The organism is Bacillus massilinigeriensis, assembly GCF_900111815.1.
Taxonomy (GTDB): Bacteria; Bacillota; Bacilli; order Bacillales; family Cytobacillaceae; genus Mesobacillus_C; species Mesobacillus_C mediterraneensis.
On the sequence record NZ_LT630004.1, the window covers coordinates 1 to 11,402 of the forward strand.

Consider the following 11,402-nt stretch of genomic DNA (forward strand, 5'->3'; position numbering starts at 1 on the left):
GGCGCAGGAAATTTGAGAGGAGCTGTCCTTAGTACGAGAGGACCGGGATGGACGCACCGCTGGTGTACCAGTTGTTCTGCCAAGAGCATCGCTGGGTAGCTATGTGCGGACGGGATAAGTGCTGAAAGCATCTAAGCATGAAGCCCCCCTCAAGATGAGATTTCCCATAGTGTAAGCTAGTAAGATCCCTGAAAGATGATCAGGTTGATAGGTCAGAGGTGGAAGCGCGGTGACGTGTGGAGCTGACTGATACTAATCGATCGAGGACTTAACCAAAAAGAAAAGCGGAGGCGAAGAGCCGAAGCTGGACAATTAGGCATACTCATTCTTCTTTACCTTCTGAAACATACATTATCCAGTTTTGAGGGAACAAACCTCAAACCAAATAGTCTGGCGGCGATGGCGAGAAGGTCACACCCGTTCCCATACCGAACACGGAAGTTAAGCTTCTCAGCGCCGATGGTAGTTGGGGGTTTCCCCCTGTGAGAGTAGGACGCTGCCAGGCAATCAAAGAACAGCTCAGTCGGGCTGTTCTTTTTTATGTTTTAGATCACGATGATTTGTTCCCGTTTTCCTGTAAGCAGCTCGCAACCCATCAGTTAGTCCTGAATCATTAGAACAACAAACTGCAAGCGACACTTTTAAGCACCCCGATACCAAAAAAAGGCGCAGGGACAGCGCTTGGTTGATTTATCGAAAAAGTTGGTTGATTTCTTCCGCGAGATGAGCGATTTCTCCCCAAAGTTGGTTGATTCTGCGCTCAACTTGGTTGATAACTCTTCCAATGTGAGTGATTCCGCCCCCCAGGCCGCCCGCTCGCCCTCAAAAGAGTAACTGCAAGCGACTTTTTTAAGCAACCCCATACCAAAAAAAGGCGCAGGGACGGCGTTTGGTTGATTTATTGAAGAAGTTGGTTGATTTCTTCCGCAAGACGAGCGATTTCTCCTCAAAGTTGGTTGATTCTGTGCTCAACTTGAGTGATAACTCTTCCAATGTGAGTGATTCCGCCCCCCAGGCCACCCGCTCGCCCTCAAAAGAGTAACTGCAAGGACACTTTTAATCACCCCGATACCAAAAAAAGGCGCAGGGACGGCGTTTGGTTGATTTATTGAAGAAGTTGGTTGATTCTGCGCTCAACTTGGTTGATAACTCTTCCAATGTGAGTAATTCCGCCCCCCAGGCCGCCCGCTCGCCCTAAAAAGAGTAACTGCAAGCGACACTTTTAACCACCCCGATACCGGAAAAAGGCGCAGGGACGGCGTTTGGTTGATTTATAGCAAAAGTTGGTTGATTTCTTCCGCAAGATGAGCGATTTCTCCCCAAAGTTGGTTGATTCTGCGCTCAACTTGGTTGATAACTCTTCCAATGTGAGTGATTCCGCCCCCCAGGCCGCCCGATTACCCTTGAAAGAGTAACTGCAAGCGACATTTTTAAGCACCTCGGTACCGAAAAAAGGCGCAGAGATGCCGTTTGGTTGATTTATTGAAGAAGTTGGTTGATTTCTTCCGCAACGTGAGCGATTTCTCCTCAAAGTTGCTTGATTCTGCGCTCAACTTGGTTGATAAATCTTCCAATGTGAGTGATTCCGCCCCCAGGCCACCCGCTCGCCCTAAAAAGAGTAACTCCAAGCGACACTTTTAACCACCCCAATACCGGAAAAAGGCGCAGGACGGTGTTTGGTTGATTTATTGAAGAAGTTGGTTGATTTCTTCCGCAAGATGAGCGATTTCTTCTCAAAGTTGGTTGATTCTGCGCTCAACTTGGTTGATAACTCTTCCAATGTGAGTGATTCCGTCCCCCAGACATTCCGCTCGCCCTCAAAAGAGTAACTGCAAGCGACTTTTTTAAGCAACCCCATACCGGAAAAAGGCGCAGGAACAGCGTTTGGTTGATTTATAGCAAAAGTTGGTTGATTTCTTCCGCAAGATGAGCGATTTCTCCCCAAAGTTGGTTGATTCTGCGCATAACTTGGTTGATAACGCCCCCGGTATGAATGATTCCGCCCCCCAGGCCACCCGCTCGCCCTCAAAAGAGTAACTGCAAGCGACACTTTTAACCACCCCATACCGAAAAAAGGCGCAGGAACAGCGTTTGGTTGATTTCTTCCGCAAGATGAGCGATTTCTCGCCAAAGTTGGTTGATTCTGCGCTCAACTTGGTTGATAACTCTTCCAATGTGAGTGATTCCGCCCCCAGGCCACCCGCCCGCCCTCAAAAGAATAACTGCAAGCGACACTTTTAAGCACCCCGATGCCGGAAAAAGGCGCAGGAACGCAGCTTGGTTGATTCTGCGCACAACTTGGCTGATAACGCTTCCGATGTGGATGCTCGAATTGTGGCAATGACACTTTTGGGGTATATTACAGGTAGGATATTTGGAAGGGAAGGCTGCAAATGGGCAAGGATACGAACGTTTATCATGTAAGAGATGGAGAAACGATAGGCGACTGTCTCGAACGAATGAAAAAAGATGGATTCGTTCCGGTGAGGAGAATGGAGAAGCCGGTTTTCAAAGAAGTGATGAAGGATGGGAAGATCGCTTATGAGCCGGCTGGCAGGGAGATTATTTTTGAGGCAAAGCCAGAAGCTTGAATGGAACTGCAGAATATTTTAACAGAAAATTCAGAAACATAACCCTAAACACGAACATTATATAATTGATTTTCCATATTGTTCGATTTTCATTTGACAATGATAATGGCAGTTGTTAATATGAAGGTGTTGAAAAAAATAATTTATTTCTCTCGTATAATAATGGGGATATGGCCCATAAGTCTCTACCTAATGACCGTAAATCATTGGACTATGAGGGAAAGTAGTATCCAAAATGGAAGGGAAGGAATTTTGTTCTTGGATTATTTAGCCAAGAGTGAAGTTTCCTTGCGATACAGCCCGGACAGACTACTTTCTTTTCATAATGGAGAAAGTTGGTCTATCCGGGTTTTCATTTTTTCAAAAGAAGGCGGGGATGTTGGATGGATGCTGCTGTTGCAGTCATCATGGGGAGCAAGTCGGATTGGGATACAATGAAGCATGCGTGTGAAATGCTGGAAGAACTCGATATTCCGTATTTAAAAAAAGTGATATCGGCGCACCGGACTCCTGATGCAATGTTTTCCTTTGCGGAAGAGGCGAGGGAGAAGGGCATAAAAGTAATCATTGCAGGAGCTGGCGGTGCTGCGCATCTACCGGGAATGGTAGCTGCAAAAACAACGCTTCCTGTCATTGGCGTGCCTGTGCAGTCAAGGGCGCTAAATGGGCTCGATTCGCTGCTTTCCATTGTACAGATGCCGGGTGGGGTACCGGTTGCAACAGTGGCAATCGGAACGGCGGGAGCGAAAAATGCTGGCTTGCTGGCAGCGCAAATTTTATCGATTCATGAAAGCTCGATTGCTGTTAAATTGGAGAAGCTAAGGAAAGATACCGAAACTGCTGTTATGGAAAGTAGTGATATTCTTGGTTAAGCAGATTTTACCAGGGAAGACGATCGGGATTATTGGAGGCGGCCAGCTGGGAAGGATGATGGCCCTTGCTGCAAAGGCGATGGGATACCGGATTTTCATCCTGGACCCCGGAGCGGATTGTCCGGCAAGCCAAGTGGCGGATGGCCATATCATAGCGGATTACGACGACCTCGACGCGCTTGGAAAGCTTCAGGAAAATAGCGATGTGATCACCTATGAATTTGAGAACATTTCCGCTGAGGCGCTGGAATGGATTGCTGGACATGCGTATGTGCCGCAGGGAACGGAACTGCTGAGCAAAACGCAGGACAGAATCAGCGAAAAGACCGCGATACAAGCGGCGGGGCAAAGAGTCGCACCGTATAAGGTGATCAAGGGCAAAGAAGATTTAAACTGGGCGATCAGCACAATTGGATACCCTGCAGTACTGAAGACCTCAAGGGGAGGATACGATGGCAAGGGACAGCATGTCATCAAGACACCGGAAGACCTTGAAGGGGCAGATGCGCTCATCGAGCAGGGGCTTTGTGTCCTAGAGAAATGGCTTCCATTTGAAAAAGAAATTTCTGTCATTGTTACAAGAAGTGTGACAGGAGAAACGAAAGTCCTTCCGGTCGCAGAGAACATTCATCATGAGAACATCCTCCATGAAACCATTGTTCCTGCGCGTATTTCAAAAGGTGCGGAACAGAATGCTATAGAGGCGGCAGAAACATTGGCAAGCGAGTTTGCACTTGTCGGAACGCTCGCGGTGGAGATGTTCCTTGCAGCGGACGACGGGATATACATCAACGAACTTGCCCCGCGTCCGCATAACTCAGGGCACTACTCCATCGAGGCTTGTGAAACCTCCCAGTTCGAACAGCACATCCGCGCCGTTTGCGGCTTGCCGCTTGGGACGACAAGACTATTGAGTCCAGCAGTTATGGTGAATATTCTTGGACAGCACCAAGCTCCTATTGTTGATAAGCTTCCGAAGCTTCAAGACTGGAAAATTCATTTCTATGGAAAAGCAGAAGCGAAACATCAACGAAAAATGGGGCACGCAACCCTCCTTAGAAACAGCGCAGAAGAAGCGCTGGCAGAAATAGAAGCAACAGGAATATGGGAAAAGACAGCAGAAAAGATTGGGGGAATTAAATAATGATCGATCGTTATTCAAGACCTGAAATGAGTGCCATTTGGACAGAACAAAACAGGTTCCAAGCATGGCTTGAAGTAGAAATCCTTGCATGTGAAGCATGGGCGGAGATTGGAGATATCCCCAAGGAAGACGTGGCAAAGCTCCGTGAAAATGCATCATTTGATATCGCTAGGATCAAGGCAATTGAAGAAGAGACAAGACATGATGTCGTTGCTTTCACCCGCGCTGTTTCTGAAACGCTTGGAGAGGAGCGCAAATGGGTTCATTACGGGCTGACATCAACGGATGTTGTGGACACAGCATTATCCTTCCTGCTGAAGCAAGCGAATGAAATCCTCCTGAAGGACATCGAGCGTTTCATTGAGATCTTGAAAAATAAAGCAGTGGAACATAAATATACAGTCATGATGGGACGAACGCATGGCGTCCATGCAGAGCCAACGACTTTCGGTTTGAAGATGGCGCTGTGGCATGAAGAAATGAAGCGTAACCTCGAAAGGTTCAAGGATGCAGCAGAAGGCGTGGAGTTTGGCAAAATTTCCGGCGCTGTCGGCACATATGCAAATATTGACCCGTTCGTTGAAAGCTATGTATGCGAAAAGCTAGGCATCAAGCCTGCGCCGATTTCCACTCAGACTCTCCAGCGTGATCGCCATGCGCATTATATGGCAACGCTGGCGCTGATTGCAACTTCAATCGAAAAATTTGCAGTGGAAGTTCGCGCACTTCAAAAAAGTGAAACACGCGAAGTGGAAGAGTTTTTTGCAAAAGGCCAGAAAGGTTCATCTGCAATGCCGCATAAGCGCAACCCGATTGGATCGGAAAATATGGCTGGTCTCGCACGCGTTATCCGCGGCTATATGTCGACTGCGTATGACAATGTTCCGCTCTGGCACGAACGCGATATCTCGCATTCTTCCGCAGAGCGCGTGATTTTGCCTGATGCGACGATTGCCTTGAACTACATGTTAAACCGCTTTGGCAATATCATCAAGAACCTGACTGTCTTCCCTGAAAACATGAAGCGGAACATGGACAGGACGCTAGGTTTGATTTACTCGCAGCGCGTGCTGCTGGCGCTGATTGAAAAAGGCATGTCGCGTGAAGAAGCTTATGATACAGTTCAGCCTCGCGCAATGGAAGCATGGGATAAGCAAGTGCATTTCCGCAGCTTGATTGAAAGCGATGCGAAAATTACGAACATGTTGAATGAAGCTGAAATTGCTGACTGCTTCGACTATAACTATCACTTGAAGCATGTCGATACTATTTTTGACCGTCTCGGACTGTAATCCAGGCATGTATAAACTAAAAAGGCAAGGTACAGGTCACCTTGCCTTTTTTACAAAATATAAAGTTTGAATCTTTTGATTAGAGCCGGAGCTGTATCTATCCTTAACATTCCTAATATTCATGAAACGGGGTCGTTGAAATGGAAAAGAAAGAGCTAATGTATGAAGGAAAAGCGAAGAGAATATACGCAACAGCAGACGAAGAAATCGTTTTGGTAGCGTACAAGGATTCTGCCACTGCTTTTAATGGCGAGAAGAAAGCAGAAATTAACGGGAAAGGCAGACTCAATAACGAAATCTCGAGCCTGCTGTTCACGATGCTACATGAGTGCGGAGTGCCATCGCATTTCGTCCGCCGCTTGTCAGAGACGGAGCAGCTTGTAAAAAAGGTAAGTATCATCCCGCTTGAAGTTATCGTTAGGAATGTAGCTGCTGGAAGTTTTTCCAAGAGGCTTGGCGTGGAAGAAGGAAAACCGCTGAAAAAGCCGCTTGTGGAGTTTTGCTTAAAGGATGATACCCTTGGAGATCCGCTAATGACAGAAGCCCAAATCGATGTGCTCGATATTGCAGACGAAGCAGAAGTGGCACTGCTGAAGGAAAAGGCGCTCTTAATCAACGAGATTTTAATAAAGTTTTTCAAAGAAATTGGCGTAAAATTGATAGATTTCAAGCTTGAGTTTGGAAAGGACAGTGAAGAGAACATTCTCCTCGCTGACGAGATTTCACCTGATACATGCCGGCTGTGGGATATCGAGACAAATGAGAAGCTCGATAAAGACGTATTCCGCCGCGACCTTGGCAATTTGACTGATGCATATCAAACCATTTTTGAAAGATTGGGAGGACAAACAACATGTTCAAAGTAAAGGTATATGTCACTTTAAGAGAAAGCGTGCTAGATCCTCAAGGAACTGCTGTAAAAAGCTCTCTTGCTAAAATGGGCTATGAAGGCGTAGAAGACGTTCGAATCGGTAAATACATGGAGCTGATGATCGAGGATAAGGGCCAGGATATCGAAGCAGCGGTAAAGGATATGTGCGGCCGGCTTCTTTCCAACCCGGTTATTGAGGATTACCGCTATGAGATCGAGGAGGGCGTTGTTTCGTGAAATTCGCGGTGATTGTGTTCCCAGGTTCCAACTGTGATGTGGATATGTACCATGCGATCAAAGACGAGCTGAAGGAAGAAGCAGAGTATGTCTGGCATGATACGGAAAGCCTTGAGGACTATGATGGCATTCTTCTCCCAGGAGGCTTTTCTTTCGGTGACTATCTCCGGACAGGTTCCATCGCTCGTTTCAGCCCGGTGATGAGGGAAGTAGAGAAAGCGGCAAAAGCGGGCAAGCCAGTATTTGGCGTATGCAACGGTTTCCAGATCCTGCTTGAGGCAGGTTTGCTTCCTGGAGCGATGCACCGCAATGAAAGCTTGAAGTTCATTTGCCGCCATGTCGAGCTCAAGGTTGAAAACAATGAAACGATGTTTACGTCAGCATATGAAAAAGGTGAAGTAATCTCTATTCCTGTCGCGCATGGCGAAGGCAATTACTACTGCGACGAAGAAACGCTTGCGATACTAGAGCAAAACGGTCAGATTGTCTTTACTTACAACGGCGAAAATCCGAACGGCAGTGTCCGGAACATTGCTGGAATCATGAATGAAAAAGGAAATGTCCTTGGCATGATGCCGCACCCTGAACGTGCGGTCGATCCGCTGCTTGGCGGTGCTGACGGACTGAAGCTATTCCAATCAATTTTGAAACAATGGAGGGAATCACATGCGGTTAATGCTTGAGCCATCTCCCGAGCAGGTGAAAAGTGAAAAAATTTACCGGGAAATGGGACTATCCGATGAGGAGTTTGCCCAGGTTGAGAAAATTCTTGGCCGTACCCCGAATTACACGGAAACTGGTTTGTTTTCCGTCATGTGGTCCGAACATTGCAGCTATAAAAATTCCAAGCCTGTTCTGAAAAAGTTCCCAATCACTGGTGAAAGAGTTCTTCAAGGACCGGGAGAGGGCGCAGGAATCGTCGATATCGGCGATAACCAGGCAGTTGTGTTTAAAATCGAAAGCCATAACCACCCTTCTGCGATCGAGCCATACCAAGGCGCTGCTACTGGAGTCGGCGGAATCATCCGCGATGTGTTCTCAATGGGTGCGCGTCCGATAGCGCTTCTGAACTCTCTTCGTTTTGGGGAATTGGAAACGCCGCGCGTTAAATATTTGTTCGAGGAAGTAGTCGCTGGAATTGCGGGCTACGGCAACTGCATCGGAATCCCGACTGTTGGCGGAGAAATTCAGTTTGACGCTGCGTATGACGGCAACCCGCTTGTCAATGCAATGTGCGTTGGCCTGATTAACCACGAAGATATCAAGAAAGGCCAGGCGCACGGTGCTGGCAATACTGTCATGTACGTTGGCGCAAAGACAGGACGCGACGGAATCCACGGTGCAACCTTCGCTTCTGAAGAGCTGACGGAAGAGTCTGATGAAAAGCGCCCGGCGGTACAGGTTGGCGATCCTTTTATGGAGAAGCTGCTCCTTGAGGCTTGCCTGGAGCTCGTAAAATCGGATGCACTTGTCGGAATTCAGGACATGGGCGCAGCCGGTCTAACAAGTTCTTCCGCAGAAATGGCGAGCAAGGCGGGTTCTGGAATCGAAATGAACCTCGACCTCGTCCCACAGCGTGAGACAGGTATGACAGCATACGAAATGATGCTTTCCGAGTCACAGGAACGCATGCTGATCGTCGTGAAAAAAGGAAGAGAAGCAGAAATCACGGCCCTTTTTGAAAAATACGGTCTTGAAGCTGTCTCCATCGGTGTGGTAACAGATGACAAGATGCTACGGCTGATTCACAAGGGGGAAGTCGTGGCAAATGTGCCGGCAGATGCCCTTGCAGAGGATGCGCCTGTCTATTACAAGCCTTCCAGCGAGCCAGCGTACTATCGCGAATTCCAAGGTATGGAGAACGAAACACCGCAGGTCGATAATTACGAGGATACACTTCTCAGCCTGTTGAAACAGCCGACAATCGCAAGTAAGGAATGGGTCTACAAACAGTATGATCATATGGTCAGGACGAGCACTGTCGTCGCACCGGGTTCTGATGCGGCTGTCATCCGAATCCGAGGAACAGAAAAAGGACTTGCGATGACAACGGATTGCAACTCTCGTTATCTTTACCTTGATCCGGAAACTGGCGGCAAAATTGCGGTGGCGGAAGCGGCAAGGAATATTGTCTGCTCCGGCGGGGAGCCTCTCGCGGTCACGGACTGCCTGAATTTCGGCAACCCGGAGAAGCCGGAAATTTTCTGGCAGCTGGAAAAAGCAGCCGACGGAATGAGCGATGCATGCCGCAAACTCAGTACGCCTGTCATCGGCGGCAATGTCTCTCTTTATAACGAAACGAACGGGACAGCAGTCTATCCGACACCAGTTGTCGGGATGGTCGGCCTTGTCCATCACTTGGATCATGTCACGACGCAAGCGTTCAAAGAAGCTGGCGATTATATCTATATGGTTGGGGAAACAAAAGCAGAGTTTGGCGGCAGCGAGCTGCAAAAGCTTATGAAGGGCAGCATCTGCGGCAAGGCTCCAGCGATCGACTTAGAAGTAGAAGAGCAGTGCCAGAAGAATATTCTGAAGGCAATCCAGGAAGGACTTGTTTCATCCGCTCACGATGTTTCCGAAGGCGGCGTTGCCGTTGCCCTCGCGGAGTGTCTGATGGATGCGGACGGTCTTGGAGCGGATGTATTGCTTCACGGCGAAGCAACTGTAGCATTGTTCAGCGAATCCCAGACAAGATTTATCCTATCTGTGAAAGCAGAGAACAGGGATGCTTTTGAAAAAATCACAGGCGCTGCCATGATCGGCAGAGTCACAGATAAGGCGAAACTGGAGATCGCGGTCGACGATGCCAAGGCGGTGTCATTGGAAGTTTCTGAAATGAAAGAAGCCTGGAAAGGAGCTATTCCATGCTTGCTGAACTAAAGGGGTTAAATGAGGAGTGCGGAGTTTTTGGGGTATGGAATCATCCTGACGCAGCACAAATAACGTATTACGGACTTCACAGCCTGCAGCACAGAGGACAGGAAGGCACCGGAATCGTTGTGACCGATGGCCTGGATATGAAGACAAAAAAAGGGGAAGGCCTTGTTACGGAAATTTTCACCACGGATGCCATCCAAGAATTGACTGGCACAGGAGCTATTGGGCATGTCCGCTATGCGACAGCGGGAGGAGGCGGCTACGAGAACGTGCAGCCGCTTCTGTTCCGCTCGCAGACCGGCAGTCTTGCGCTGGCTCACAACGGCAATCTTGTGAATGCAGAAGCTCTGAGACATCAGCTTGAATCACAGGGCAGCATCTTCCAGACAAGCTCTGATACGGAAGTGCTTGCGCATTTGATCAGGCGCGGCGGTTATCCTAACTTGAAAGACCGCGTAAAAAACGCGCTCACCATGCTAAAAGGCGCATATGCGTTTTTAATCATGACAGAAAACGAATTGATGGTTGCGCTTGATCCGAACGGGATGAGACCGCTGTCTCTTGGCAAAATGGGCGACGCTTATTTGATCGCTTCGGAAACGTGTGCATTCGATGTTGTTGGTGCTGAGTTTATCCGCGATATAATGCCGGGAGAACTGCTCACGATCACGAACGAAGGATTTGAATCGGAATTTTATTCTTACAACTCGACAACCGCTATGTGCACGATGGAATATATTTATTTTTCCCGGCCTGACAGCAACATCAACGGCATTAACGTTCATACAGCAAGGAAAAACCTCGGGAAGAAACTAGCAGAAGAAGCTCCGATTGAAGCGGATGTAGTGACAGGGGTTCCGGACTCCAGCATCTCTGCAGCAATTGGCTATGCGGAAGCATCAGGAATTCCGTATGAGCTTGGGCTGATTAAAAATCGTTATGTTGGCCGGACGTTCATTCAGCCTTCGCAGTCACTGAGGGAGCAGGGCGTCAAAATGAAGCTTTCACCAGTTCGCGGTGTCGTTGAAGGAAAGCGCGTAATCATGGTCGACGACTCGATTGTAAGGGGTACGACAAGCAGAAGGATTGTCAAAATGCTGAAAGATGCGGGAGCGACCGAAGTGCATGTTGTCATCAGCTCGCCGCCTATCAAGAATCCTTGTTTTTACGGCATTGATACGTCAACAAGAGAAGAATTGATTGCAAGTGATAAATCAGTAGAACAGATTCGTGAAATTATCGGTGCCGACTCGCTGACGTTTTTATCAACGGCAGGAATGGTCGAAGCAATCGGTCGCGATATTGACGGGGAAACGCGAGGACAGTGCCTTGCGTGCTTCACAGGCAAGTATCCAACAGAAATTTATCCGCAGGAGCTTGAAACCGCGGAAAAGTGCTGAAGGAATATATAGCGGATTTGCCGGCAGAGATAAAACAGCTGCAGGGACAAAAATTATGAGCAAGCATTTCGGCTGCATTTTTTGCATAGAACGGTTTTTTAAAAGCAGGGGAAAT

At 48.1% G+C, this 11,402-nt stretch carries 11 protein-coding genes, 2 rRNA genes and 1 riboswitch; of the genes, 11 read left to right on the plus strand and 2 right to left on the minus strand.

The features are described from left to right. Positions 1 to 276: ribosomal RNA gene (locus BQ5796_RS00005) — 23S ribosomal RNA — on the plus strand; the annotation flags it as partial. 113 nt (positions 277 to 389) lie between these two features. Further along, positions 390 to 505, plus strand: a 5S ribosomal RNA gene (gene rrf / locus BQ5796_RS00010). 1,104 nt (positions 506 to 1,609) lie between these two features. Here the strand turns inward: rrf and BQ5796_RS00015 are convergent. Both BQ5796_RS00015 and BQ5796_RS00020 read right to left on the minus strand, forming a co-directional pair. Beyond that, positions 1,610 to 2,050 carry a hypothetical protein gene (locus BQ5796_RS00015; RefSeq protein ID WP_071458390.1) on the minus strand — a complete coding sequence of 147 codons (441 nt, stop codon included), beginning with the start codon at positions 2,048 to 2,050 and terminating at the stop codon, positions 1,610 to 1,612. A 2-nt stretch (positions 2,051 to 2,052) separates the two neighbouring features. Next, a complete protein-coding gene (locus tag BQ5796_RS00020; RefSeq protein ID WP_071458391.1) occupies positions 2,053 to 2,235 on the minus strand; it encodes a hypothetical protein in 183 nt (60 codons plus the stop codon). Positions 2,236 to 2,393: 158 nt separating this feature from the next. Between BQ5796_RS00020 and BQ5796_RS00025 the strand changes: the two genes are divergently transcribed. The 9 genes from BQ5796_RS00025 (at position 2,394) to purF (ending at position 11,287) form a co-directional block, all read left to right on the plus strand. Beyond that, positions 2,394 to 2,591 carry an NETI motif-containing protein gene (locus BQ5796_RS00025; protein ID WP_071458392.1) on the plus strand — a complete coding sequence of 66 codons (198 nt, stop codon included), beginning with the start codon at positions 2,394 to 2,396 and terminating at the stop codon, positions 2,589 to 2,591. A 132-nt stretch (positions 2,592 to 2,723) separates the two neighbouring features. Then, positions 2,724 to 2,825: riboswitch (purine riboswitch) on the plus strand. A 149-nt stretch (positions 2,826 to 2,974) separates the two neighbouring features. After that, entirely contained in the window at positions 2,975 to 3,463 is a 489-nt protein-coding gene (gene purE / locus BQ5796_RS00030) for a 5-(carboxyamino)imidazole ribonucleotide mutase (RefSeq protein WP_071458393.1), read from the plus strand. Then, complete coding sequence (purK, locus tag BQ5796_RS00035) at positions 3,447 to 4,607, plus strand: 5-(carboxyamino)imidazole ribonucleotide synthase (protein ID WP_071458394.1); 1,161 nt, start codon at positions 3,447 to 3,449, stop codon at positions 4,605 to 4,607. Before purE ends, purK begins: the two co-directional genes overlap by 17 nt. Then, on the plus strand, positions 4,607 to 5,899 hold the full coding sequence (purB, locus tag BQ5796_RS00040; protein WP_071458395.1) for an adenylosuccinate lyase: 1,293 nt from the start codon (positions 4,607 to 4,609) through the stop codon (positions 5,897 to 5,899). Before purK ends, purB begins: the two co-directional genes overlap by 1 nt. A 140-nt stretch (positions 5,900 to 6,039) precedes the next feature. Then, the gene (gene purC, locus BQ5796_RS00045; RefSeq protein ID WP_071458396.1) at positions 6,040 to 6,765 is read left to right on the plus strand and encodes a phosphoribosylaminoimidazolesuccinocarboxamide synthase; all 726 of its coding nucleotides are present in this window, start codon (positions 6,040 to 6,042) and stop codon (positions 6,763 to 6,765) included. Beyond that, on the plus strand, positions 6,753 to 7,007 hold the full coding sequence (gene purS, locus BQ5796_RS00050; RefSeq protein ID WP_071458397.1) for a phosphoribosylformylglycinamidine synthase subunit PurS: 255 nt from the start codon (positions 6,753 to 6,755) through the stop codon (positions 7,005 to 7,007). The genes purC and purS overlap by 13 nt, the downstream gene beginning before the upstream one ends. Next, positions 7,004 to 7,690: a phosphoribosylformylglycinamidine synthase subunit PurQ gene (purQ, locus tag BQ5796_RS00055; protein ID WP_071458398.1), complete on the plus strand. Its 687-nt coding sequence runs from the start codon at positions 7,004 to 7,006 to the stop codon at positions 7,688 to 7,690. The genes purS and purQ overlap by 4 nt, the downstream gene beginning before the upstream one ends. After that, a complete protein-coding gene (gene purL / locus BQ5796_RS00060) occupies positions 7,674 to 9,890 on the plus strand; it encodes a phosphoribosylformylglycinamidine synthase subunit PurL (protein WP_071458399.1) in 2,217 nt (738 codons plus the stop codon). Before purQ ends, purL begins: the two co-directional genes overlap by 17 nt. Next, the gene (gene purF / locus BQ5796_RS00065) at positions 9,875 to 11,287 is read left to right on the plus strand and encodes an amidophosphoribosyltransferase (protein WP_071458400.1); all 1,413 of its coding nucleotides are present in this window, start codon (positions 9,875 to 9,877) and stop codon (positions 11,285 to 11,287) included. The genes purL and purF overlap by 16 nt, the downstream gene beginning before the upstream one ends. Positions 11,288 to 11,402 lie beyond the last annotated feature (115 nt).

What these genes read in the sequence shown, in the direction of transcription:
- BQ5796_RS00025 (WP_071458392.1), top strand. Translation starts at nt 2,394, where the DNA reads ATGGGCAAGGATACGAACGTTTATCATGTAAGAGATGGAGAAACGATA.
- purE (WP_071458393.1), top strand. Translation starts at nt 2,975, where the DNA reads ATGGATGCTGCTGTTGCAGTCATCATGGGGAGCAAGTCGGATTGGGAT.
- purB (WP_071458395.1), top strand. Translation starts at nt 4,607, where the DNA reads ATGATCGATCGTTATTCAAGACCTGAAATGAGTGCCATTTGGACAGAA.
- purC (WP_071458396.1), top strand. Translation starts at nt 6,040, where the DNA reads ATGGAAAAGAAAGAGCTAATGTATGAAGGAAAAGCGAAGAGAATATAC.
- purS (WP_071458397.1), top strand. Translation starts at nt 6,753, where the DNA reads ATGTTCAAAGTAAAGGTATATGTCACTTTAAGAGAAAGCGTGCTAGAT.
- purL (WP_071458399.1), top strand. Translation starts at nt 7,674, where the DNA reads ATGCGGTTAATGCTTGAGCCATCTCCCGAGCAGGTGAAAAGTGAAAAA.
- purF (WP_071458400.1), top strand. Translation starts at nt 9,875, where the DNA reads ATGCTTGCTGAACTAAAGGGGTTAAATGAGGAGTGCGGAGTTTTTGGG.